The sequence below is a fragment of the Microbacterium aurantiacum genome, assembly GCF_021654035.1.
Taxonomy (GTDB): Bacteria; Actinomycetota; Actinomycetes; order Actinomycetales; family Microbacteriaceae; genus Microbacterium; species Microbacterium aurantiacum.
The window spans coordinates 1-25,258 of record NZ_JAJPDW010000005.1 but is presented as its reverse complement, the minus strand read 5'-3'; the positions used below and the strand labels follow the sequence as shown (position 1 = coordinate 25,258).

Annotated in this window: 16 protein-coding genes; 8 read left to right on the top strand and 8 right to left on the bottom strand. The window is 70.2% G+C overall.

Annotated elements, in window-relative coordinates; all coding sequences use genetic code 11:
* Positions 1 to 21 precede the first annotated feature (21 nt).
* Together LTL01_RS11150 and LTL01_RS11145 are read right to left on the bottom strand one after the other, a co-directional pair.
* A complete protein-coding gene (locus LTL01_RS11150; RefSeq protein ID WP_236968627.1) occupies positions 22 to 2,940 on the bottom strand; it encodes a UPF0182 family membrane protein in 2,919 nt (972 codons plus the stop codon).
* A gap of 65 nt (positions 2,941 to 3,005) precedes the next feature.
* Entirely contained in the window at positions 3,006 to 4,124 is a 1,119-nt protein-coding gene (locus LTL01_RS11145; RefSeq protein ID WP_236968626.1) for a YlbL family protein, read from the bottom strand.
* A 126-nt stretch (positions 4,125 to 4,250) separates the two neighbouring features.
* Here LTL01_RS11145 and LTL01_RS11140 point away from each other — a divergent pair, with 126 nt between their 5' ends.
* Entirely contained in the window at positions 4,251 to 5,621 is a 1,371-nt protein-coding gene (locus tag LTL01_RS11140; protein ID WP_236968625.1) for a zinc-dependent metalloprotease, read from the top strand.
* A 764-nt stretch (positions 5,622 to 6,385) separates the two neighbouring features.
* Here LTL01_RS11140 and LTL01_RS11135 read toward each other — a convergent pair.
* Together LTL01_RS11135 and nudC are read right to left on the bottom strand one after the other, a co-directional pair.
* Positions 6,386 to 8,167 carry an ATP-dependent helicase gene (locus tag LTL01_RS11135; RefSeq protein WP_236968624.1) on the bottom strand — a complete coding sequence of 594 codons (1,782 nt, stop codon included), beginning with the start codon at positions 8,165 to 8,167 and terminating at the stop codon, positions 6,386 to 6,388.
* Positions 8,164 to 9,078 (bottom strand): NAD(+) diphosphatase, encoded by a 915-nt coding sequence (nudC, locus tag LTL01_RS11130; protein ID WP_236968623.1) that lies wholly within the window; start codon positions 9,076 to 9,078, stop codon positions 8,164 to 8,166. Before nudC ends, LTL01_RS11135 begins: the two co-directional genes overlap by 4 nt.
* 59 nt (positions 9,079 to 9,137) lie before the next feature.
* Between nudC and LTL01_RS11125 the strand changes: the two genes are divergently transcribed.
* Positions 9,138 to 10,367: a phosphotransferase gene (locus tag LTL01_RS11125; protein ID WP_236968622.1), complete on the top strand. Its 1,230-nt coding sequence runs from the start codon at positions 9,138 to 9,140 to the stop codon at positions 10,365 to 10,367.
* An 18-nt stretch (positions 10,368 to 10,385) separates the two neighbouring features.
* Here the strand turns inward: LTL01_RS11125 and LTL01_RS11120 are convergent, their stop codons facing one another.
* Both LTL01_RS11120 and LTL01_RS11115 read right to left on the bottom strand, forming a co-directional pair.
* On the bottom strand, positions 10,386 to 13,703 hold the full coding sequence (locus LTL01_RS11120) for an ATP-dependent DNA helicase (RefSeq protein WP_236968621.1): 3,318 nt from the start codon (positions 13,701 to 13,703) through the stop codon (positions 10,386 to 10,388).
* A complete protein-coding gene (locus LTL01_RS11115; RefSeq protein WP_236968620.1) occupies positions 13,700 to 16,822 on the bottom strand; it encodes an ATP-dependent DNA helicase in 3,123 nt (1,040 codons plus the stop codon). Before LTL01_RS11115 ends, LTL01_RS11120 begins: the two co-directional genes overlap by 4 nt.
* Before the next feature lie 136 nt (positions 16,823 to 16,958).
* On the opposite strand from LTL01_RS11115, the gene LTL01_RS11110 reads away from it, so the two are divergent.
* On the top strand, positions 16,959 to 17,183 hold the full coding sequence (locus LTL01_RS11110; RefSeq protein WP_053548434.1) for a DUF3107 domain-containing protein: 225 nt from the start codon (positions 16,959 to 16,961) through the stop codon (positions 17,181 to 17,183).
* Between the two features lie 3 nt (positions 17,184 to 17,186).
* Entirely contained in the window at positions 17,187 to 17,477 is a 291-nt protein-coding gene (locus LTL01_RS11105) for a hypothetical protein (protein WP_236968619.1), read from the top strand.
* 24 nt (positions 17,478 to 17,501) lie between these two features.
* On the opposite strand, the gene LTL01_RS11100 is transcribed toward LTL01_RS11105, so the two are convergent.
* Entirely contained in the window at positions 17,502 to 18,215 is a 714-nt protein-coding gene (locus LTL01_RS11100) for a ferritin-like fold-containing protein (protein WP_053548466.1), read from the bottom strand.
* A gap of 209 nt (positions 18,216 to 18,424) precedes the next feature.
* Here LTL01_RS11100 and LTL01_RS11095 point away from each other — a divergent pair, with 209 nt between their 5' ends.
* Positions 18,425 to 19,924 (top strand): DEAD/DEAH box helicase, encoded by a 1,500-nt coding sequence (locus LTL01_RS11095; RefSeq protein WP_053548467.1) that lies wholly within the window; start codon positions 18,425 to 18,427, stop codon positions 19,922 to 19,924.
* A 36-nt stretch (positions 19,925 to 19,960) separates the two neighbouring features.
* Here LTL01_RS11095 and LTL01_RS11090 read toward each other — a convergent pair whose 3' ends face one another.
* Positions 19,961 to 20,824 (bottom strand): PHP domain-containing protein, encoded by an 864-nt coding sequence (locus LTL01_RS11090; protein WP_053548436.1) that lies wholly within the window; start codon positions 20,822 to 20,824, stop codon positions 19,961 to 19,963.
* 87 nt (positions 20,825 to 20,911) lie between these two features.
* Here LTL01_RS11090 and LTL01_RS11085 point away from each other — a divergent pair, with 87 nt between their 5' ends.
* From LTL01_RS11085 to LTL01_RS11075, 3 genes are all read left to right on the top strand, one after another.
* Positions 20,912 to 21,934 (top strand): endonuclease/exonuclease/phosphatase family protein, encoded by a 1,023-nt coding sequence (locus LTL01_RS11085; protein ID WP_236968618.1) that lies wholly within the window; start codon positions 20,912 to 20,914, stop codon positions 21,932 to 21,934.
* Positions 21,935 to 21,967: 33 nt separating this feature from the next.
* The gene (locus LTL01_RS11080) at positions 21,968 to 23,389 is read left to right on the top strand and encodes an aminopeptidase P family protein (protein ID WP_236968617.1); all 1,422 of its coding nucleotides are present in this window, start codon (positions 21,968 to 21,970) and stop codon (positions 23,387 to 23,389) included.
* 89 nt (positions 23,390 to 23,478) lie between these two features.
* Positions 23,479 to 25,206 (top strand): gamma-glutamyltransferase family protein, encoded by a 1,728-nt coding sequence (locus tag LTL01_RS11075; protein ID WP_236968616.1) that lies wholly within the window; start codon positions 23,479 to 23,481, stop codon positions 25,204 to 25,206.
* The last annotated feature ends 52 nt before the right edge of the window (positions 25,207 to 25,258 follow it).

Below are 25,258 nucleotides of genomic sequence, written 5' to 3'. Positions count from 1 at the left end.
CCCCTCGTCCGCGCATCCCCGTCAGTCGCCGCTGAGCTCCAGCAGCTGCTCGACGGCTGCGGTCAGCCGCTCGTCCGCCTCGGCGAAAGCCGTGAGATCGCCGGCGCGGAGCGCCTCCTCACGAGCCATCATGGCCTCGCGGGCGTCCTGCAGTGCGGCCTCGTAGGATCCGGCCTCCGGTGCCGGCGTCGGCTCCTCGTCACCCGGCTCGGCCGGTGCGGTCGGCTCAGGGGTCGGGGTCGCGTCCGGCTCCACCGGAACGACCTCGTCGTCACCCGCCGTCGCGCCGGAGTCCCCACCGAACAGGACGTCGAGCGCTTCCGCCAGCGTGTCCTCGAAGGCGATGTCATCACCGAAGGCGACCAGGATCTTACGGAGCGTCGGGAGCTGGGTGCCCTGGGAGGCCTGCACGAAGACCGGCTGGACGTAGAGCAGACCGCCACCCACCGGAAGGGTGAGGAGGTTTCCGTTCAGCACTTCGGACTGGCCCTGCTGCAGGATGTTGATCTGCGAGGACACGGCGGTGTCGGAGTCGAACGTGTTCTGCACCTGCCCGGGTCCGGGCACGGTCGTGGACGCGGCGATCTCGAGAAGACGGAGCTTTCCGTAGTCCTCGCCCTTCACACCCGCTTCCTGACCGGCATTGGAATCGACGGCGAGGTAGCCCATCAGGACGTTCCGACTCGCCGCCCCGGTCGACGACGGGATGAAGGTCGTGAACATCGAGAACGAGGGCGCCTCCTGACCGGGCATCTGCATCGTCAGGTAGTACGGCGGCTGCAGCTGATTGGGGTTCTGCGGGTCCTCCGGCGTCGCCCAGGCGTTGTCCCGCTCGTAGAAGGACTGCGCGTCGTCGACGTGGTAGATCTGCAGCATCGCGCGCTGGACCTTGAACAGGTCCGTCGGATACCGGACGTGACTCATCAGGTCCGCGGACATCTCGCTGATCGGCTGCACCGCGGTCGGGTAGACGTTCTGCCACGCCTGGAGCAGGGGGTCCTCAGGATCCCACGCGTACAGCGTCACCGAACCGTCGTACGCGTCGACGGTCGCCTTCACCGAGTTGCGGATGTAGTTGATGTCGTCGAGCGCGAATCGCGGCTGAGTGTTGTTGGAGTCCGCGATGGCCTGGGAGAGCGGGACCGTCGTGGAGTACGGATAGTTCGAGCTGAGTGTGTATCCGTCCACGACCCAGACGATGCGCCCGTCGACGACCGTCGGGTACGGGTCGCTGTCCAGCTCGAGGTACGGAGCCACCTTCTCGACGCGGGTGAGGGGGTCGCGGTCGTAGAGGATCTGCGATTCCTCGTTGACGTCCTCGGAGAAGAGGATCTGCTCGGACTGGAAGCGGAGCGCGTAGATCAGGCGGTGGAACATGTTGCCCACGGAAGGACCGCCGTCGCCCTCGAAGGTCACACGCGGACCCGCTCCGCCGTCGGCGCCCGACGGGTAGTCGAGCTCGATCGGCGTCGCGCCCTCGGGCGCACCGACGATGGAGTACGTCGGCGAGTACTCGCCGAAGTAGACGCGCGGTTCGAAGTCGGGGTTGTCCGAGAGGAAGCCCTGGGCGGGGATGCCCCGCTCGAGGAAGACGGGGTTGCCGTCGCTCGTCCGCTCGTTTCCGGCGGCGGCGACGAGACCGTATCCGTGGGTGTAGACGAGGGTCTCGTTGACCCACGAGGAGCCGGCGCCGAGCTGGTCGACGTTGAGTTCGCGAACGGACACGATCGTGTCCTGCATCTCGCCGTCGATCTCATATCGGTCCACGTCCAGGGGCTCCTGGAACTGGTAGTACGCCCGGTACTGTTCGAGCTGCCGCACGGTGGGCCCGATGATCGCGGGGTCCATGATGCGGATCTGCGTCGTCGTCTGCGCGTCCGCGCGGAGCTGCCCCTCCTCCGCCGAGGTCTCGGCCGTGAACTCGATCTTCTCGAGACCGTCGATGCCGTAGGCCTTCTTGGTCATCTCGAGGTTGCGTTCGTAGAACGGCCGCTCCAAGGCTGCCTGGTTGGGCAGGACCTGGAAGGTGTTGACGACCCAGGGATAGCCGACTCCGACCACGAGCGACGAGACGATCAGCAGCGCCGTCGCGATGAGCGGGTACCGCCAGCGTCCGATGACGGCCGTGACGAAGAAGAGCACGGCGACCAGCGCCGCGACGATCGAGAGGATCGTGAGCCCGGGGATCACCGCGTTGACGCCGGTGTAGCCGGGGCCGGTGATGCGGTCCCCCTGCTCGACGAGCAGGCGGTACCGATCGAGGAACAGGCTGACCGCCTGTACGGCGAGGTAGAGGCCGGCGAGGATCGCCAGTTGGATCCGCGCCGCCTTCGAGATCCGCAGCTCACGCTGTCCGACCCGGACGGAGCCGTAGAGGTAGGACACGACGGCGGTCACCAGGAGGCAGATGAGCAGGACCGCCGAGACGAACCCCACGACCGCTCCGTAGAAGGGCAGGGCGAAGAGGTAGAACCCGGTGTCGAGACCGAACTCGGGGTCGACGTCGCCGGTCGGCACTCCGTTGAACCACAACCATGTCGTCTGCCACTGGGCGGACGCGGCGAATCCCGCGAAGAAGCCGAAGAAGACCGGGATGCCCCACATCGCCAGTCGACGAAGCGGCTCGACCACTTCCTGGTAGCGATCGAGCTGGGAGCTGAGCCGCGCGTAGACGGGGCGGAGGCGGTAGGCGAGCTGGATGGCCAGCCAGACGGGGACGGCCATTCCGAGGAATCCGATCGCGAACATCGCGATCCGCGCCACCCACTGGGTCAGCAGCACCCCCTCGAACTCGAGTTGCCGATACCAGAGCCAATCGGCGTAGAGGCTGGCGAAGACGAAGAACGCCACCACGAGGGCGGCGACGATCGCCACGGTGATGCCGAGTATTCGTCGAGGTCGGGAGGGCGTGGCCGGGGCCGGCGCAGAGGTCGTGGTCACCCCTCCATCCTAGGTGCGCGGTTCTGGAGGGTCGCCGAGGGTGTGCTGAGGGAAAGCCGGTCGGGTCACGTGTCGCATGTGGGGAGCGCGTCGAGGTCGCCGCCCGTCGCCACCGCGTCCAGCGCCCGCATCGCGTCGTCGAGGTCCTCGACGGCGAAGACGTGGAGCCCGTCGGGGACGTGCCCGACGATCTCGGGGCAGTTCGCTTCCGCCGCGAGGAAGTACGAGGCGCCGTCCCCCACTGCGCCCCAGAGCTTCTGACGCACGCCGCCGATCGGCCCCACGATCCCCTGGGCGGTGATCGTCCCGGAGCCGGCCACACGTTCGCCGCCGTTGAGCTCACCCGGAGTGAGGACATCGATGATCCCCAGGGCGAACATCATGCCCGCGCTCGGACCGCCGACGTTGTCCAACTGGATCTCGACGTCGACGGGGAAGTCGTAGTCGCTCATCAGCGTGACGCCGATCAGCCAGGGCGCGTCGGGATCCTCGCCCTCCTGCTGGGGCGCCAGCGCGAGGGAACGCGTGCCGCCGTCGCGCAAGATCGTGAGGTCGACAGGCGCCCCCTCGGACGCGTCCACGATCCCCCGCAGGGCGGCGACATCCGTCACCTGCTCGCCGTCCGCGGCGAGGATGACGTCGTCCTCGCGCAGGACCCCGTCGGCCGCGGAGTCCTCCACGACGGAGTAGACGCGAAGCTGCGGGGACACGTCGTAACCGAGCTCACTGAGTGCGGCCGCCGTGGCCTCCTGCTGCGAGTCGACCATGAGCGCGGCGTTCTCGCTCTGGCGCTGCTCCACGGTCTGGTCGGTCGGGAAGACCACCTCGATCGGCAGGACGGCGCGGGTGCGGTCGAACCACGCCGTCGCCAGCTCGAACCAGGAGGGCGTGCGCTCTCGACTTCCCACCACCTGCACGGTGAGGAGATCGAGAGCTCCCTCGGTGGGGTAGGTCTCGGCGCCCCGCACCGTGATGAGCGGCACCTCCTCGCCGTCGGGGCCGGGGGCCGAGCCGAGGGTGTTGTACACCGGCCCCGGTCGCTGGATGACGTAACCGGTGGGGAGGAAGGTCAGGATGAGCAGGACGACGAGGGCGGCCGAGAGGGTCCAGATGCCCGCCACGACGGCGCGCGATGGACGTCGGGGTCCGGGGCTGTCGGGTGCGGAATCGTCGAAGAGCGTCACAGGAGACCTTTCTCAGCCGGGTCGTTCGCGGCCGGCTTAAGGGTTCAGGTCTCGGCCGAGACGGGGAAGGGGATGCTGCGACTAGCGTAGATCCGTAGATCCGCGACCGGCTGAAAGGCGGCTGAAGTGGAAGACGACGATCGCTCTCCCGAAGAAGAATTCCAGGACCTCCTCCGTCAGCTGCTCGGCGGCGGAGGATCGATCGACCCCGAACAGCTGTCCCAGCTCTCGCAGCTCTCGGGCATGAACATCGACCCCGCGATGATGCAGACGATCATGAGTCAGATGCAGCAGGCCTTCGCGGGCGGCGGAGACGGTGCGATCTCCTGGGACATGGCCGAGAGGCAGGCTCTCCACATCGCCGGCCAGCACGGGCTGGCGATCGGAGACGGGCAGCGGAGCGAACTGGATCAGGCCTTCGTTCTGGCGGGCCTGTGGCTCAGCGAGGTCACCACGATCTCGGAGCTGCCGAGCCCGGCGAGGTCCATCACACGCGCCGAGTGGGTCACGGCCACCCTGCCGGTGTGGCAGGAGCTGGCGGAGCCGGTTGCCACGAGCATCGCGGATGCGCTCACCGAATCGTTGCGGTCCCAGGCGCCCGAGGACATGCAGGACCTCGTCCAGGGCGCCGGACGCCTCATGCGGTCCGTCGGCGGATCCCTGTTCGCGTCTCAGCTCGGCCAGGTCATCGGCAACCTGTCCAAGGAGGTCGTCAGCGGCGGCGACGTGGGCATCCCGCTCATGCCGGACGGCCGCGCCGCGATCCTCCCCCAGAACTTCAGTGACTTCGGTCGCGACCTGGAGATCCCGGAGGACCAGCTGGCTCTCGCCGTGGCCACCCGGGAACTGGCCCACGCGCGCCTGTTCCGTCACGCCAAGTGGCTCCGCCTGCACGTGATCTCCCAGGTGACGGAATTCGCACGCGGCGTGCGCGTCGACACCGACGCCCTGGAGGATCTCGCGTCTCGCTTCGACCCCTCGGAACCGGAGGAGCTGCGCCGCGCCCTGGAGAGCGGTGCACTGCTGCCGGCACGATCGGAGGCCCAGGAGGATGCGCTCCGCCGACTCGAGAACCTCCTCGCGACGATCGAGGGGTGGGTGGACGTCGTCACCGCCGACGCGACGACACGGCTGCCGCAGGCCGATCGCGTGGCCGAGTCCGTCCGCCGCCGCCGTGCGGTCGGTGGGCCGGCGGAGCGCGCCCTCGGTTCCCTCGTCGGACTCGAGCTGCGGCCTCGACGGATGCGGGAGGCGGCAGCGATGTGGCGCGCGATCACAGACGCCGTGGGACCGGAGGCGCGGGACGCGCTGTGGGATTACCCGGACCTGATGCCGGGCGCGGACGACATCGACGACCCGACCTCGCTCGTGGCGCGTCTGCAGGCCCGGGCGCGCGGGGAAGAGCCCGCGCCGGACGCCATGGACGACGCTTTGGCACAGCTGCTCGCCGACTCCGAAACCGACGGGTCTGGCGACACGGACGAAGATCGCGGCTGACCCTCCTCCCCATCAGAGGCCCGGCGTCCATTGTCGACGCCGGCCTGTGGAAAGCCGAGTCCGGCACCACCGGCGCCACCAGAATCGGGCCATGCTCCGATTGAATCCGGCCCATCCACCGCTGTGGCGATCGGGCACGGAGGTGCAGTTCGGCGTGCCCGCGGTCGCCGTACTCCGCGATCCGCTCCCCTGGCAGGAACGTCTGCTGCGTGAACTCGAGGCGGGCGTCAGCGCGGACGCCGCCGAGGTTCTCGCCCGGTCGTGGGGCGCGTCACCCGGTGATTGCGCGCTCCTGCTGACACGTCTCGCTCCTGCGCTGTCCCCCTCCTCTCCCCCGGCATCGGGGGGACGGATCATCGTCGCCGGCGCGGACGCCGTCCCCGCCTCCGCGACCCGGACGATCGCCGACGGAGTTTCCGCCGGCGGAGGTCGCGTCGAAGGGTCCGGAGCCGAGCTCGGATGGAACATGATCGGCTCGCCGGAGGATGTCGTGATCGTCGTCGCGCACCACCTCCTGCACCCTGCGATCGCGCGCACCCTGCTCTCGCGCGATGTTCCGCACGTCCCGCTCGCCCTTCAGGGCGAGCGGATCGAGGTCGGCCCGGTGATCGCTCCCGGCCGCACGGCCTGCGCCGCGTGCGTCGCGGAGGAGTGCACCCGTGACGATCCGGCGTGGCCGGTGCTGGCTGCTCAGCTCGTCACGCGCGACTCGGGCACCGTACGTCCCGGACTGATGTGGGAGGCCGGACTCGTCGCGATGGAACTCATCGCGAGGGCTGCGGACGCGCACGGGGCGACGTCGCATTCCGTGACCGTCCGATCCGGTTCCCTCCAGCGGACGGTGCGGACCCACGCTCCGTCTGCAGGATGCGGGTGCCGATCTCTCGGAGGAACCGGGAGGGATGGCGTTCTCGAGATCCGCGAGCCCAGGTCAGAGAGAGGGTTCGCGCAGCCCGCGTGATCCCCACGTAGGCCAAGCGCCGCTCCTCGTCGACGGCGTCGAATGTCTGCGCGTACGAGATCGGGAGGAGGCCCTCCGCGAGACCGACCATGTGCACGTGCGGCCACTCCAGTCCCTTGGCCGCGTGCAACGTCGACAGCGTCACCGTCGACAACGCCGGTTCATCGTGCGCGCGCGCCCGCGCGGCGAGATCGTCGGTGAAGGCGCGCAGGGTGGTTCCCTCCGGAGCCTCCTCCGCCAGTTGGAGGAGCGCGGCGCGCGCTTCCCAGGCATCGCGGACCGCGCCACCCGCTGCAGGGGGCTCGTCGGTCAACCCGAGCGAGCGGAGGACGTCTCGGACCGCGTCGACCAGTCCGCCCGCCACAGGGGCGACGGACGCACCGCGCAGGGCCATGACCGCTTGACGGACCTCGGGCAGGTCGAAGTAGCGACGACCGCCGAGCACGGTGGTCGCGATCCCGGCATCCGTCAGCGCGCGCAGGAGTTCCGCGGACTGCGAGTGGGATCGGTACAGCACAGCGATGTCGCGCAAGGCGATCCCCTGCTTCTGCTGCGCCATGATGCGCGAAGCGACCGCCCTCGCCTCATCCGCGTCGTCCTCGAAGGCGGTCACCGTCGTCACCGGAACCCCTGCGTCCGCCTGTGGCGGGCGTCCCTCGGTCGCTGCAACCAGACGCAGCGCGCCCGGGCGGTCACGCATGAGCTCGTTCGCGGCATCCAAGATCGGCTGCTCCGAACGGTAGTTCCGCAACAGCTGAACCACGCGCGCATCGTCGTAGCGGCTGTCGAACTCCAGAAGGAAGCGCGCATCGGCCCCTGCGAAGGAGTAGATCGTCTGGCTGGCATCGCCGACGACACACAGGTCGCGGCGTCCCCCGAGCCACAGCTCGAGCAATCGGTGCTGCAGGGGCGAGACATCCTGGAACTCGTCGACCGTGAAGTGGCGGTACTGCTCGTGCACCGCGCGCGCCACCCGCGGCTCGGCTTCCAGCATCCCCGCGCACGCGAGGAGGACGTCCTCGAAATCCATCTGGCGTCGTTCGTCCTTGAGACGCTCGTATGCACGCTGCAGGTCGAGCACGCGTTCCAGACCGAGACGGCCCGCACCCTCCGGCCGAGCCTGCGCATACTGCTCTATCGATCGCATGGTGACCTTCCGCCATTCGATCTGCGCGGCGACGTCTCGGAGCGTTGCGACGTCCGGGGCCATGCCGATGCCGTCCGCCGCGTGGGCGAGCAGACGTACCTTGTTGTCGACCACCGCAGGTGCCGGGGATCCTGCGATCGTCGGCCAGAAGTAGTTCAGCTGCGCCAGAGCCGCCGCATGGAAGGTCCGCGCGGACACGCCCTCGATCCCGAGCGCGCGCAGGCGGCCGCGCATCTCCCCCGCGGCCTTCGCGGTGAACGTCACCGCCATCACCCGACCGGGCGAGTAGGTGCCGGTGTTCACGCCGTGGGCGATCCGTCGCGTGATCACCCGTGTCTTGCCGGTTCCCGCTCCCGCGAGCACGGCGACGGGACCGCGCAGAGCCGTTGCCGCCTCCCGCTGCTGCTCGTCGAGATCGTCCAGAGGTCCGCCGGTCATGCGCGCTCCTCGAACCAGTCGGTGATGAGCATGTGGGCGATGGATGCAGGCCCGGGCAGGATCATCTCCCCTCCGCGGTCGAGAGCCGCGCCGATCTCGTCTCGGGAGAACCATCGGACATCGGCGATCTCCTCGCCGTCCGCTCGGGCCGCGACGGCGTCGTCCGCCTCGGCGAAGAAGCCCAGCATCAGGGAGCGGGGATAGGGCCACGCCTGGGAGCCGTGGTACCGGACCGATCGGGGACGCACGCCTGCTTCCTCCGCCACCTCCCGAACCACGGCGGACTCGAGGGATTCCCCCGCCTCGACGAAGCCCGCGAAGCACGAGTAGCGTTCACGGGCCCACGCCGCATTCGATCCGAGGAGGAGCAGATCGGAATCGTCCGGGTGGGTGACGGCGACGATGACCGCGGGATCGGTCCGTGGAAAATGCGTCCGACCGCATCCCGGACACCGTCGTGACCAGCCCCCGTCGAGGATGTGCGCGCGCGTGCCGCAGAACGAGCAGAACGGAGCGTCGAGCAGCCACCTCCCGAGGCTCAGCGCCTCGACGAAGCGCGCGGCATCGTGCGGCGTGAGCGCACCCCCCGATGCGCGGAGAGAAGACCAACCCGCCGCGGCGGCGACCGCCTCCTCGGCGTCGCCCGGGAAGGCGCACAACAACAAGGGGGCGCCGGAGTCGTCTCTGCCGAGAAAAGCCCACTCGCCGCCCTCGGGCGCCTGATCCGGGGAAATCCAGGCCAGGCGATCGCCGGCGGCGAGGGGCGCGCGGTCGCCGACGAGGACGAGGGCTTTCGCGCCCTCCTGGGCGCGCGCCTCCGCGAGCAGATCCGGAAGGGTCCGCTCCGACGCCGCGCGATCGCCACCGAGGTGACCGAGGGGCGCAAGGCGCGGGGTGTCGGGCGCCGTCATCGAGGATCACTCCCTAACCTGGGCACATGGCACGCTCTCCGTTCACTCTAGCCGCCTCTGTGACTTCGGCCCTGCCTCAGGCGGGCGTGGTCGCGGTAGGGGCGTTGACCGAGGGCACAGCCGGTCGATACGATTCCGCGCTCGTCGATCTCTCCGACGGCCGACGGGTGGTCGCGCGGGTTCCGGCCGACGCCGACGCCGCGTCCGAGATCCTCGCCGAGACGCGCGCTCTCCGGGCGCTCACCGCCGGGGTCCGGGCGCTCCTCCCGTTCCGACCCCCCACACTCCTCGGGGAGATGCGACTGGAGGGCGCCACCGGCATCGTCGTGGAGTTCCTTCCCGGCTATCGCGTCGACGCCGTCCACCTGCCCCCCGGGCGGGGGGCCGCCACGTCCCTCGGCGCGGCCCTGGCAGCCGTCCACGCCCTCCCGACCTCGATCGTGCGGTCGGAGGGCCTGCCCTCGCGTGCGCCGGAGCAGGTGCGGGCCGATGTGGCGACACTCGTCGATCGTGCTGAGGCAAGCGACCGCGTGCCGTTCCCCCTTCTCCGGCGCTGGCGGCGCGCGATCGCCGCGGAACAGCTGTGGGGATTCGAACCCCGGGTGATGCTCGGCGGGGTGAATCCCGCGTCGTTCGTCTTCGATGACGTCGCCGACGTACCGCGCGTGACAGGGCTGCTTGAGTGGCACGGACTCCAGGTCGGGGATCCGGCTCTCGATCTGCACTGGCTCGCCGGAGCGCCGGTCGCCGCGGACGACGTGTTCGGCTCCTACCTCGCGCACAGCGATCGCGCTCCCGATCCGCATATGCGTGACCGCTCGCGCTTCTACGCGGAGCTCGAGTTCGCGAAGTGGCTCCTGCACGGACTCGCTCTCGGACGCCCCGACGTGGTGGACGACGCAGCCGAGCTCCTCGCGTCGCTGTCCACGGGCGTGGCCGACGACGACGTGCTCGGTCACGGTGGCCCAGACGTCGACGATGCGCTGACCTTCATCGATCGGATGCCGGAGGGCGCGGCATCCGGCATCGACACCTCCATGCAGACTGACGCCTACGATCCGGCCGAGCTGTCGTTCTGGACGGAGGACACCGACACCGGGACCCTCGGGAACAGCACAGAGGAGCACGCGGCGAGCGACGCCGAGACGGGTGTGGTGGACGAGACCCCCGCGCACGCGGATTCCGGCCCCCTCGCACCCTGGCCCGGCGCGCCCGCCGACTCGGCCGATACGGACGAGGAGACCGACCGGGCATCCCGCGAGGCACTGCGGCGGTGGCGTGCGCGGTGAGCACGCCGCGCTGACGCCTCAGGCGCGCAGAACGAGGTCGTCCGCCACATAGAAGAGCGCGACGTCGATCTCGCCCAGCGGGATGCCTCGCGCGGCATGGTATGCCCGGCGGTAGAGCTCGAGCTGGACCAGACGGTCCTGACGCTCGGACTCGGTTCGAGGCGCCCTCCCGGTCTTCCAATCCACGATCTCGATGCGGCCGCCTCGGTCGTCCCGACGGTAGACGGCGTCGATTCGGCAGACGATCACGCGGGGTGTGCCGTCGAGCTCGGTGTCGGTGAAGTCGATCTCGCACTCGACCTCGATGGGGCGCAGGTCCGCCCACTCCGAGGCCAGGAACGCCGCCTGGAGCCGGGCGAGACGCGCCGCGTCGTCCGTCGACGGCGTCGCCTCCTCCACACCGTGGAGAGTCTCCTCGTCGTCCTCCCACAGCGCCTCGTCCCAGACACTGCGCCGGCCGACCAGACCGGACCGCTCTTCGACCCACGAATGGAACAGGGTTCCCAACCGGGTCTCGCGGTAGGGACGTTCCGGAAGCGGCCGCGCGATCCTCCCGACGGCGCCCTCGTAGTCCGCGAGAAACTCCTTGTACCGGGAGGCGGCGATCCGCGTCGGCGCGCGGACCTCCCGCGCCGACGCGCGCGCGTCACGCTCCTGCAGCAACAACAGGATGTCGTCCTCCGGTGTGACCTCCTCCACGCGCACCGCCGACACGGCGTCCGCCGCGCGGGTGACCGCCGCGCGGCGTGCGCCCAGCGGATCGAGCGGCCACCGGAGGGTACGGCGCTCGCCGTCGTAAGGATCGTCCGTGTCCGCTGCAGCGGGCACGTCGCGTCCCAAGGCGGTGCACATCTCCTCGAGGAACACGCTGCGCGCGCGAGGCTTGCGCGTGCCCGACCACGTTGCGCCGCTCAGAAGCAGGTGATCCCGCGCGCGGGTCACCGCGACATACGCCAGACGCCGGTCCTCTTCGAGCTGACGCGTTCGATGTGCGACGACGAAATCCGCGACGTTGTCTCGGAGATCCTGTTGCGTCGCCGCACGCTCCGCCTCCCAGGCCAGATCGGGGAGCCAACGGCGGTCTCCGCGGAACTCGTAGGGAAGCACGCCGAAACCGAGCCAACCACGGGTGTCGCGCGCCGCTCCGGGCAGTTCGTCGGTGACCAGTCGGACCACGGCCACGGCATCCCACTCGAGTCCCTTCGATCCGTGGATCGTCAGCAGCTGGACCACATCCTCCTCGGGAGGCTCCGTCCGCGGTGCGAGGTCGTCCTGACGTTCCGCGTGGTCGAGCCACGCGAGGAGGCTGGACACGGTACCCGTGTCGTCGGCGTCGAGGAAGGCGTGCACCTCGTCCACGAACGCACGCAGCTGCGCTGACGCGATGCGCGCCGGACCTCGCGTCTCGTTCGCCGCCAGTTCGATATCGAGGCGCAGCTCCGCCTCGATCAGGCGCACGAGTTCGCCGATCGGGGCCCCCACCGCTCGCCGGAGCCCGCCGAACGTCAGGCCCGCTTCCTTCAAACGCACGCGGCCCTGCTCCGAGAAGTCGGACAACCACCCGTGGGTCACGGGCTGGCGCGCGAGGAAATCGAGCGCATCGATCAGAGACACGCCGTCGTCCGACGCGCTGGAACGGAGCGCATCGACGACTGCCGGGGGAAGCGGCGCCAGCGCGGCGTCGTGCCGGGCCAGACGGGTGGCGAGATCCCGGAGCGCACGGAGGTCGGGGAGCCCGATCGACCAGCGTGGGCCGCTGAGCAGACGCAGCAGCGCAGAGCCGGCGTTCGGATCGCTCAGGACGCGGAGGACCGCGACGACGTCCACGACCTCCGGTGTGGAGAGCAACCCGCCGAGGCCGAGGATGCGGTGCGGGATTCCGCGTCGGCCGAGCGCATCCGCGAACCGCACCATGTGCTTCTTGTTGCGGAAGAGCACGGCGCCCGTCGTCGCCCGGCCCTCCGCGGCACGCTCGCCACGCACGCGGTCGAACCACTCGGCGACCCGATCGGATTCGGTATCGATGTCGGGCTCGAACACCACGTCCACGTCGCCCTCCGGCGCGTCCGGCCGGGTCCGCAGCGGTGGGACGTCGACCGGAGCGGAGTCGGTCAGCGGAGCCAGAACGGCGTTCGCGGCGACGAGGACTCTGCTGGCATTGCGCCAGCTGGTCATGAGCGCGAAGCTCTGACACGCGGTGTGCCGTGCGAACGCGCCGGCGAAGCCGCCCAGATTCCCTGCGCTCGCGCCGCGCCACCCATAGATCGCCTGATGGGGATCACCGACGGCCATCACCGCGGTATCGGCGAACAATGCCGCCAGAAGGTCCGTCTGGACGACCGAGGTGTCCTGGTACTCGTCCAGGAGGACGACCCGGTAGCGGCTGCGCATCTGCTCGCCCACCTCCGGGTGCCGCGAGACGGCCTCGAAGGCGCCGGCCACCTGGTCGGAGAAATCGATCAGACCGCGGCGTCGCTTGGCTTCGTCGTAGTCGCGCGCCAGTCCTGCGAGGAGGGCCAGGGCCTCAACTCTCTCAACCGACGACGCGACATCGGCGTAGACCGTCACCCCCCGGGAGACGGAGGGCCGCTCGAGCACATCACGGAACCGCTCGGGGAACCGGGCCAGGTCCTCCCAGGAGACGAGGTTGTCCACTCTGTCCCGCGCGATCCGCAGCGCGGCGTCGACGATGGTGCGCAGCGCCTCCCCTCTCGTCTCGAGTCTCGGGTCGTCCGAGGCGAGCACGACGCGCCGCATGAGGAGCCAGGCGGCGGACTCCGACAGCACCGCGGCGTCGGGATCACGACCCACTCGCACCGCGTGCTCGCGCACGATCTGATCCGCGAAGCTGTTGTAGGTGGCCACGCTGGGCCGGTGCAGGAGGGTGTCGCCCTCGAGCTCGCGCGGCACCGCCCCGGTCGCGTCTACCAGCGTCGCGAGGTGAGCGTCTCGCAATGCCTGTCGGTCGCCGGAGGATCTCTCGATGGTCCCGAAGACGTCGAGGTGGCCGTCCCGATGAAGCGCCGCGAGGTGCGGGAGGAGGCCGAGCCGCTCGAACTCGGCCAGGCGGGCCAGACGCCGTTGGATGCGCTCGGCGAGTTCACCGGCGGCCTTCCGCGTGAAGGTGAGCCCGAGGATCTCGTCGCGCGAGACGATGCCGTTGGCGACGAGCCACACGACCCGAGAGGCCATGGTCTCGGTCTTCCCGCTGCCCGCGCCGGCGACCACGAGGGCCGGGGCGAGTCCTGACTCGATGACGGCGGTCTGCTCCGCCGTCGGCGGGAACTGACCGAGGGCGGCCGCAATCGTGTGCGCGGACAGTCGCGGGGAGCTCACGCGCGACTCACCGCGCCGACCGTGTGGATGCGGCACAGGCCGTGGGAGAACTCGTCTCGGCAGTGTTGTTCGTACGGGGCCGAGAACGTCTCCCCTCGCATGACGGCGACAGCGGAGCGGACGCGCGAGAGGAACTCTTCACGGGCATCCTCCGAGAGCGGGGGCTGCCGTGGCTCCGCATAGGGCTTGGTTTTCGAGGTGGGGCGGAGGACCAGCAGTTTCGCACCGCCGGGCGCGAACCCCTTCGCCTCGGGTATCGCCCCGGTGTGGAAAGCCAGCTGATACGCCGCGAGCTGCGGGTTGTCCTGAACCTTGGCGTCGGTCTGCGGCTCGCTCTTGCCGGTTTTCAGGTCGACGATGACGACGCGGTCGTCGGATGTGAGCTCGACGCGATCGATGTAGCCCGAAACCACCGCATCCATCTCGTCGCCCGTCGTCGCCACGGGCACCTCGAAGTGCGGCTCCGAGCCGAGGAGACGCCCTCCCGCGTCATCGAATCGCCGGAGATACAGGTGCAGGCGATGCACGAGCTCCCGCGCGCGGGTCCGTTCGGCGCGCTCCCGCCACGCCGATTCGAACTGCAGCTCCTTCCATCGCGATTCGACGTGCGCCCAGAGGGCGTCCTCATCGCTGCCGACGGCGTGCTCCAGGGCGGAGTGGAGGATCGTGCCGAGTCCCGCGGTCGCTCCGCCGGCGTCGCCGCCGAGCTCCGCGATCAACCAGTTCAGCTCGCATTCCTCCAGCGCGTGAAGCCGGGACGGGGACACGCGGACCGGGCGGGGATCCTCTTCGAAGAGGGATCCCGCTTTGGATACCGGGAGCACCCCGTACCATTCGCGCGGCGCGGCGCCGGGCACTCCCGCCCGCGCGAGCACCGCGAGCTGCGCCGCCGCGTCCGCCTCGGCGTCTGCAGGGCCGCCGGTGAGGAGCCGGCGATGACGGGCCACCTGCCCGCGCAACGACAGCGGATGCTCACCCCGATACGGCTGCAGCGGAGGCAGCAGCTCGAAGAATGCGCTGGGCCCCGTGTCGTCATCGTCGACCGCGGTGACGACCGTCAGACGGCGCGCACGGGTGAGGGACCGCACCAGCAGTCGCAGTTCGTCGTGCAGCGCTGTGCGCCGCCGGTCCACCGGGGCGGGCGCCTCGCGGACCCCCTCGGCCGCATCCGCGAGCCGCCAGGTGTGCAGGAGACCGCCGCGCGTGCGCGTGTTCGGCCAGACGCCCTCCTGGACACCGGCGACGATGACGGTGTCGAACTCCCGTCCCAGCGAGCCCGCGGGGGTGAGGACGGCGACGCGGCCCGCCGCAGGTGCCGCCTCGAGACGATCGTCGGCCACAGCACTGTCCAGGAGCGTACGCACGAACACACGCGGGTCGACGGCCCGTTCCCGGTCGACCGCACGCTTGGCGGCCTGGAAGAGCGCCACCACCGCATCCAGGTCCCGGTGAGCCTGCTCCGCAACCGGGCCCTGCCCCGCCGCCATGTCGACCCAGACCCGTTCGGACCCACTGCGCTCCCACGCGGTCCACAGAAGCTGATGCGCGTCGTCGCCGGCCTCCAAGCCCGCGCGCACCGCCTGCACGGTTGTCGCCACGGATGCCGCGCGCCGCGCCTCCCTGGTGTCCACGAGGACGAACTCCACCGGATGGCGCATCCCGGAGATCAGGAGCTCATTCCCGAGACGCGTACCGCCGGAGGCGAGTTCGGCCGTGCGCAGGGTCGTTCTGAGACGCCGCAGCTCGATCGCGTCCAGACGCCCGTACAACCCCGTCAGGACGGCGATGACGTCGTCGATGTCGTCGAAGTCCCCCATCGCCGCTTCCACCAGTCGGAGAAGATCGCGCGCCGCGGGTACGGTTCCGAGCGGTCGGGCTGCAGCGTCGGACCGCGCCGGCACCTCACGCGCCGTCAGCTCCCGCTCCAGCGCGACCACCTGGCGCGCGTCGTGCGCGATTACCGCGCACGACTCCCAATCCACGCCTTCGCGCACGTGACGCTCCCGGAGGATGCGGGCGATGGCGTCGTGCTCCTCCGCGGGCGAGCGGGCGACGAGGCAGCGGACGGACCCGTCGTCCGGGGCATCCGAGGGCGCTCTCCGGTGTGCCACGACGCCGGCGGCCCCGATGCGCTGCGTCACGCGTCGGGCGACGGCGCCCTGCCACGCAGACCCGCGATGCGAGCCGTCGAGGACGCCGCGCAGGCCCCAGAGCGACACCGCTCGAGCGAAGTTCTCTGGTCTCGCGCCTCGAAAGGCCCCGGAGCCGAGGTCGGGATCGCCGAAGGCCACGACCGCGATTCCCCGCCGCCGACATGCCTCGAGCAGCTCGATCGCTCCGAGCGTCAGCTCCTGCGCATCGTCGACGAGAAGCACCCGGATGTCGTCGAGCGGCGCCCACCCGGCCGCGGCGGTGCGCACCACGCCGAGCGCCTCCCGTACGAGACCCGCCGCATCGCGGTGCGCGCCCCGCATCCCGGCTCGGACGTCGAGATACTCGCGGAAGAACGACGCGGCAGCGGTCCACTCGACGAGACCGAGGTCGTGTCCGAGCTCTTCCAGGCGATCAGGTTCGAGGCCGAGCGTCGTGCACTCGGCGAAGAACGCGCGCAGCTCCGCGCGGAACCCCGGCGAGGACCGTACGGCCGCGGGCAGGCTCGACGGCCACCGGGAGACATGGGAACCCTCGTCCTCGGCATCGCCGTCGAGAAGGTCCTCGAGCAGCTGATCCTCGTCGGCACCGGTCAGCAGCTGAGGTGATTCACGGCCCTCGGCAAGGTTCGCCGCTCGGACCAGGTGATAGGCGAAGGACGCGACCGAGCGCACGGGCGGTCCGGAGGTCGCCACCGCGAGGGTCAGGGCGATCCGATCCCGGAGCGCGGTCGCCGTCTGCCGGGAAGGGGTCAGCGTCAGGACCGCGTCGGCCGGGAGCCCGTCGGCGACCAGCCGACGGGCGCGCGCCACCAGCGTCTCGGTCTTACCCGATCCCGCTGCGCCCACGACGATGCCGGAGGCGTCCGGAGGCAGCTCGATCACCGCACTCTGCGCAGGGTCTTCGCGCGGGTCGGTCTCCTTCTCCGGAGTCGCCGGCGTGAGCGGCGACGAGGGTGACACGGGCATCCTCCGACGTTAGCCGCAGCCGCCGACGTCGTTCGCCCAGAGCGTTCGCGACCGGCGTCCGCCCCCGATCCCCGTGTCGTAAAGTGGCCGGGAGCCCGCGAAACCGCGGGCCCGCAGAGTGAAAAGGGGCACGACCGTGGACATCCGCATCGGCATCGCCAACACCGGCCGCGAACTCACCTTCGAGACCAACGATTCGGCGACGGAGGTCAAGAAGACCGTGTCCGACGCCCTCTCCACGGGCGCGACCCACATCGAGTTCACCGATGCGCGCGGCAGCTCCTACCTCGTCCCGACCGCCGGTCTCGCCTACATCGAACTCGGCAGCGACCAGTCGCGTCGCGTCGGCTTCGTCGCCTGACCCGTGCAGATCCTTCTCGGGCTGGTCGCCGGAGCGGTCATCGGACTCGTCGTCCACTTCACCCTGGGCGACAGGGGCGTCCGCGGAGCTGCCCTCCTGCCGATGGTGGGCGCCGCCTCGGCGGGGATCGCATGGACGGCGGCCACATGGGCGGGTGCGGGAATCGACAGCGCCTGGCCATGGCTGGGGGCGGTGCTGGTGCCCACGGCCGTGGTCCTCGTCCTCGCCGTGGTGATCACACGACGTCGTCGCGAGAACGACGCGCAGATGCGGCACGCCCTGCGCATCGGCTGATCCGACTGCTCGGTCGGCCGACCGTCAGGCCGCGAGCCCCATCGCGTCCATCCTCCGCGAGTGCGCGGCCAGCAGTTGGGTGAAGACCGGCTCGACCGTCGCTTCGTCGGCCGATTCGAGCGTCAGGGGTCGAAGCGCCGCTCGAGCGATCAGCAGCGTGTCGCCGACGAGGCGCCTGCCCCACAGGGCGAGCAGCCAGGCCCACTGCGGGTCGTCCGCGATCGTGGTGGAGATGATGTCGACGATCGCCTCGCGATCGTCGTCCGCGAGGAGGGCGCGCGCCACGCGTCGCCCGGTCTCGCCGTAGCTGGACGAGAGCGCGAGATAGAAGTCGTCGAGCATGCCGGCGGTGATGTGCACCGAGAGCATCGTCTCCTGCGGGCGAACGCCGTGCGTGCTCCGCCGGAAGGCGTCCAAGGGCTCGCGGAACGGGAGCATGACGGCCGTCGGGTCCCCGCCGCGTTCGCGGATGATCGCCACGAGGGCTTCGTGCTTGGTCAGCGCCGCGCCGGCGGCTCGCGACAGGGATTCCTTCTGAGCCAATTCCGGGGTGAGTGCGATGAGTTCGCTCAACGTCTCGAAGTAGCCGAGCTGCAGGTACGCCGCCTGGCCGAGGAAGGTGTCCACGTCGGGAGCGAGCTGCGCGAAGTCCACGCGGAGCGCCTCGCCGAGCTCGTCACGGGACCGCAACTGAAGACGTCGGCCGGGCTCGCGTCTCTGCCAGAACCACTTCACCACGCCCACAGCCTACGCCGCCCGCCTTCCGCGTCGTACCGAGGGCTCCGCGCCCGGCGCGCTAGCATGGACTCCGGCCCCGACGACGGATCGGGGATGCCGCGCCTGTGGAAGAGAAGAGGGCGTGGATCGCACTCCGCCCCGACGGCGCCGCTGGACAGCACGCCCGGGCATGGACCAGGCAGCCTCTCACTGCCGGACAGGCACACATCGTGACCACTTTCGCCGACCTCGGGGTCGACCAGGACATCGTCGATGCGCTCGCGCACAAGGGCATCGTGGATGCCTTCCCGATCCAGGAGCAGACCATCCCCCTCGGTCTCCCGGGGCAGGACATCATCGGCCAGGCCAAGACCGGCACGGGCAAGACCTTCGGCTTCGGCATCCCCGTCGTCCAGCGCCTCGGGCTCGACCCGGCGCCCGGGGTGAAGGCCCTCATCGTCGTCCCCACGCGCGAGCTCGCCGTCCAGGTCTACGAGGACATGGACATGCTCACCTCGAACCGCTCCACGAGCGTCGTGGCCATCTACGGAGGCAAGGCCTACGAGGGCCAGATCGATCAGCTCAAGGCGGGAGCGCAGATCGTCGTCGGCACCCCCGGTCGCCTCATCGATCTCAGCAACCAGCGGCTCCTGGATCTCTCCGGAGCCGTCGAAGTCGTCCTCGACGAGGCCGACAAGATGCTCGACCTCGGCTTCCTCGCCGACATCGAGAAGATCTTCCAGAAGGTGCCCGCCGTCCGCCACACGCAGCTGTTCTCGGCGACGATGCCGGGTCCGATCGTGGCGCTGGCTCGTCGCTTCATGTCGAACCCGATCCACATGCGGGCGAACGATCCCGACGAAGGCCTCACCCAGGCCAACATCAAGCACCTCGTCTACCGCGCGCATTCGCTCGACAAGGACGAGGTGATCGCGCGGATCCTGCAGGCGGAGGGCCGCGGCAAGACCGTGATCTTCACCCGCACCAAGCGTGCGGCACAGAAACTGGTGGACGAGCTCGGCGATCGGGGGTTCAACGCCGCCGCCGTCCACGGCGACATGAGCCAGGAGGCTCGCGAGCGCTCGATGGCCGCTTTCAAAGCGGGAAAGCGGGACGTGCTCATCGCCACGGACGTCGCCGCCCGCGGCATCGACGTGAACGACGTCACCCACGTCATCAACCACACCATCCCCGATGACGAGAAGACCTACCTCCACCGCGCCGGCCGGACCGGCCGCGCGGGCAAGACCGGCATCGCCGTGACGTTCGTCGATTGGGACGACCTCCACAAGTGGGCGCTGATCAACCGTGCGCTCGAGTTCGGGCAGCCCGAGCCCACGGAGACCTACTCGTCGAGCCCGCACCTCTACAGCGATCTCGACATCCCCGCGGGGACGAAGGGCCGCATCGTCACGGCTCCGAAGACGCAGCCTGCGCGGACCCAGCCGGCTCGCGCCGCGGATGCGGCCGGCGACGATCAGCCGGCGGGGACCACTCGCCGGCGGCGACGTCGCTCGCGTGCCTCCGGCGACGAGCGGGTGGGAACCTCGTTCGCGACGGACGGCGGGACGACGCCGGCAGGCACGGACGAGCCAGCTCCCGAGCGCAACGCCGAAGGAGCGGGCACCCATGACGGCGGCGGTGCCGAGCACCACGACGGCCGTCCGGCACCGCGCCGCCGTCGGCGCCGGGGGTCGCGCGGCGGGCAGACGGCCGCGCCGGGAGTGTGATCGGCCGGGGTGGAAGCCGCACGGCTTCCACCCCGATCACGGGTAGACGGGCGCGCTGCCCGATCCCCGCTCGATGATCCGCGCCACCATCTCGTCGGATGTGGTGTGCTCGCCGGGCTGGTTGGGCTTGCCGAGGCCGTGGTAATCACTCGAACCGGTGACGATCAGATCCCGCGTCCGGCACAGCCGCGCCAGCGCCTCTGTCGCCCCCGGGAGGTTCTCCCGGTGCCCCAGTTCGAATCCGGCGAGCCCGGCCTCGAGCATCCGCTCGATGACCGGTGCGGGGAGGAGTCCCGCCCGGCCTGCCGGGTGCGCGATGATCGCCACTCCCCCGGCCTCGGTCACCCGCCGTACCGCCGTGACGGGGTCCGGTGCATACAGGGCCACGTAGTAGTCGCCCGCCGGGCTCAGGATGTCGGCGAACGCCTGCGTCCGATCCGCGACGAAGCCCCGCGCGACCAGGGCGTCGGCGATGTGGGGACGACCCACGGTCGCCCCTTCCGACGTCTGGGCGAGGATGTCGTCCCAGGTGACGTCGAAATCGCGCGCGATGCGGTCGGCCATCAGACGCGCCCGGTCCATGCGCGAGGCGCGGATACGGTCCGTGAGGGCGCGCAGGTGTGTCTCATCCGGATCGAAGAGATACGCCAGGACGTGGACGCTGCGCCACTCGTGCTTCGCGGAGAGCTCCATCCCCGGGATGAAGGTCACCCCCAGCGAACCTGCGGCATCGGCGGCCTCCGCCCACCCGGCGGTGGTGTCGTGGTCGGTGAGCGCCACGGTGTGCACCCCGTGACGATGCGCGGCGTCGAGGACGCCCGCGGCGGATTCGGTCCCGTCCGAGTGGACGGAGTGCAGATGCAGGTCGCTCGGCCCCTGGAAGCGCTGCGAAGCCGACATCCCTCGAGCGTATCGCGACGATCGGAGCCCGTCGTCGGAACGTGCGCCACTGGCCGATTTCCCAGCGGACATGTCTAGAGTCTTGGGGTGCCACGCCTCCTCGGGATCCTCGTCGCGGTGCTGTTCACCGTCGGTGCGGCAGTGTTGACCTGGCCGGACTTCTTCCGGGTCGAGCGCTACTACCCCGTCGCGCAGATCGTCTCCTTCCGGGGTGCGGTGACGGTCGCCCTGGCCGCGGTCGTCGTCCTCGCCCTGCTCCTCGCGCTGGCGCGCGGGCCTCGACCCTTCGCGCTCACGATCGCGCTGATCGCCGCGGTGGCGACAGGGGTGAACGGTACGACCCTCGTCGCGCGCGGACTCGGTGCCGACTCCCTTCCGGCGAAGTCCGACGCCGCCGTCCGGGTCATGACCTGGAACACCGCCGGCCCCGCGACCGCGCCCGACACCGTGGCACGTCTGGCCGTCGCGATGGAGGCGGACATCGTCTCCCTCCCGGAGACCACGATCGAGACGGGAGAGGCGGTGGCGATCGCGATGCGCGAGCTCGGCCACCCCATGTGGGCGCATCATGCCGAGGACCCTTCCACAGAGTGGGACGCGGGATCGACCACGCTCCTCATCAGCCCGGACCTCGGGGACTACGCGGTGATCGAATCGTCGGTGGACGGCACCAGCAACACCTCCACCGTTCCGAGCGCCGTGGCGATGCCCGTCTCCGGTGACGGACCCATCGTCGTGGCCGCCCACGCCGTCGCCCCACGCCCGAGCTACATGAGCGAATGGCGCGAGGACCTGCGTTGGCTTGCCGACCAGTGTGCGAGCGACAACGTGATCCTGGCCGGAGACTTCAACGCCACCGTGGACCACATGAGTGGCCTCGGAGTGGACGGAGGCACACTGGGGCTCTGCCGAGACACGGCTGCGGAGACGGGGAACGGAAGCGTCGGGACCTGGCCGGCGGACGCGCCGCGCGTCCTCGGAGCACCCATCGATCATGTGATGGCCACGTCCGAGTGGATTCCGACCGGGTCCCTGGTACTCGATCAGAACGACTCCTCGTCGTCCGACCACCGCCCCGTCGTGGTGCAACTCGAGCGCGCGGGCGACTGATCCCGCGGCATCCGTGCGTGCGAGACTGGGGTGATGAGCACAGCAGGCGAGCCGGACACGATCACGGCGACCGACGAGGAGAGGGCGGCCACGAACCGCCGCCAGCGTTTCGGTCAGGGTTTCCTCGACGGGATCTCCCGGGGATGGGCGGAACGCCCTGACATCGTTCCTCCCGCCCGCCCGTCGGCCATACACGCCGCCGCACGTCGTGCGAGTGTCGCCGCTGCATTCCCCGGCGCCCGCGTCGTGATCCCGGCCGGGTCGCTCAAGGAGCGCAGCAACGATACCGACTACCCCTTCCGGGCTCACTCCGCCTTCGCCCATCTCACGGGATGGGGCGCCGACGCCGAACCCGACTCGGTCCTCGTGCTCGATCCGCGACCGGGCGGAGCGCACCAGGCGACCCTGTACTTCCGTGAACGTGCGGATCGGACGACCCACGAGTTCTACGCGGACGCGACAGTCGGCGAATTCTGGATCGGCCCCCGCCCCTCCGCGTCCGCCGTCGCCGCGGAGCTCGGCATCGACACCGCGCCCGTGGACGCCTTCGCTCGCGGTGCCGACGATCTCGTCGTGGGCGAGCACCCAGATCTCACCCGGTTCGTCTCGGAGATGCGACTCGTCAAAGACGAGTACGAGATCGCTCAGCTGAAGCTCGCGGTCGAGGCCACGGCTCGCGGGTTCGATGACATCGTCCGCGACCTTCCGCGCATCGCCGCTCATCCTCGCGGGGAGCGTGTCGTCGAGGGTCTTTTCCACCAGCGGGCGCGGACGGACGGGAACAGCGTCGGATACGACACAATCGCCGCGTCAGGCCCCCACGCGTGCTACCTGCACTGGACTCGGAACGACGGCCGCGTCATCCCCGGCGACCTGATCCTGATCGACGCCGGCGTCGAGGTCGACAGCCTCTACACCGCAGACATCACCCGAACCCTTCCGATCAACGGCCGGTTCAGCGATGTCCAGCGACGTGTCTACGAGGCGGTGAGGGAGGCGGCGGACGCAGCCTTCGCGGCGGCGCGACCCGGCGCTCGATTCCGTGAGGTCCACGAGGCCGCGATGTCCGTCATCGCCGAGCGCGTCGCGGACTGGGGACTTCTCCCTGTCACCGCGCAGGAGGCGCTCGACGCCGACCTCGGCGGTCATCACCGCCGATACATGGTCCACGGCACGAGCCACCACCTCGGTCTCGACGTGCACGATTGCGCACAAGCGCGTCGCGAGATGTACTACGACGGCGTCCTGGAGCCGGGGATGGTGTTCACGATCGAACCCGGGCTGTACTTCCAGATCGACGATCTGACCGTCCCGGTCGAGTACCGCGGCATCGGAGTGCGCATCGAGGACGACATCCTGATGGGCGCGGACGGGCCGGTGAATCTGTCTGCCGGGATTCCCCGCACGGCGGACGAGGTCGAGGCGTGGATCGCACGTCTGCGGGAATCCGCGTGACGAGCGCGGCGGATCCGTCCCGCCGAGGCGGGACCTTCACTCCTCCCGCTGCCTTCACCACCCGCCCGACGCTCAGCGGAACCTTCGGGATGGTGGCCTCGACACATTGGATGGCGTCCGCGGCCGCCCACGGGATCCTCGAGCGCGGGGGCAACGCCTTCGACGCCGTCGTCGCCGGCGGGTTCGTGTTGCACGTGGTCGAGCCTCACCTGAACGGTCCGGGCGGCGACCTCGTCGGCCTCTTCGCCACCGCGGACGCCCCGCGGGACGCCAAGGTGCTCGTCGGACAGGGTCCGGCACCCGCCGGAGCTGACATCGCGCATTTCCTTGCTGAGGGACTCGATCTCGTACCCGGCGCGGGGGGCCTGGCCGCAGCCGTCCCCGGCGCCGTCGACGCCTGGCTGCTTCTTCTGCGCGACCACGGCTCCATGGAACTCTCCGATGTCCTCGCCCCCGTGATCCAGATCGCGCGCGACGGCGCCCCGCTCCTCCCCACCACCGTGGCCACCATCGCCCGCGTGGCCGACCTCTTCCGAGAACACTGGCCCACCTCCGCGGAGCTCTGGCTGCCCGACGGCGTTCTCCCGAGCGCGGGAGACCTGCACCGCAATCCTCGATACGCCGACGTGCTCGAAGACCTCCTCGCACACGCTGACGGCCACGCGACCCGCGAGGAGCGGATCGACGCCGCCCGGACCGCATGGGCGACCGGGCGGGTGGCCCACGCGGCGGCCGCGTTCCTCGCCACGCCCCATCGGCACTCCTCCGGAACCGATCACGCCGCGGTCATCCGAGTCAGCGACTTCACGGACTTCCGCGCGACCTACGAGGACAGCGTCATCGCGCAGTTCCGTGGTCACACCATCGCGAAGGCGGGAACCTGGACCCAAGGGCCCGCCCTTCTCGCAGCGCTGAGGATCCTCGAGCCGCTCGATGACGAGCTCCTCGACCCGAGCAACGGCGCGGGAGCGCACACCATCGTCGAGGCCCTGAAGTTGGCGCTGGCCGACCGCGACGCGCACTTCGGCGATGGGACCGATGTGACACCGCTCCTCGCAGACGAGTACATCGACTCCCGACGGGCCGAGATCGGCGAGCGGGCGGCGCGGGAATGGCGGCCCGGCCGTCCGACGCGCCATTCCCGCGCCGCTCCCCCGCTGCGGCAGGCCGGCACCGCCGCCGACGCCGCCGGCACCGGCGAACCCACCGTCCAAACGACGGGCGAGACCCGCGGCGACACCTGCCATATCGACGTCGTCGATCGATGGGGCAACCTCGTATCCGTCACGGCATCCGGTGGATGGCTGCAGTCGTCTCCCACCATCCCCGAACTGGGCTTCTGTCTCGGTACACGCCTACAGATGACCTGGCTCGATCCCGACGCCGCCGCCGCGCTGACGCCGGGACGACGACCGCGGACGACACTGTCGCCGACTCTCGCCTTCGACGTCGACGGCGGGAGGATGGCGCTCGGGACACCCGGCGGCGACCAGCAGGATCAGTGGCAGCTGCCCTTCCTCCTGCGCGTCCTGGTCGGAGGGTACGAACCGCAAGAGGCCATCGACGCCCCGACCCTCCACACCACGGCCCTGATCGACTCGTTCTGGCCGCGGGAATGGGATCCCGCAGGTGTGGTCGTCGAAGACCGCATCGGAGACGACGTGATCAACGAACTGGTGGCACGCGGGCACGACGTGATGCGAGCCGGCCCGTGGCGTCTCGGTCGGCTGTCGGCCGTCGGCGTTCTTCCCAACGGCGTCCGCCTGTGGGGCGCCGCCAACCCGCGGGGCATGCAGGGGTACGCGATCGGTAGATGACGTCACGGTCGTGGCGTCACCGGTTCGGAGTGCGTGGGGGTGCTGTTTACGC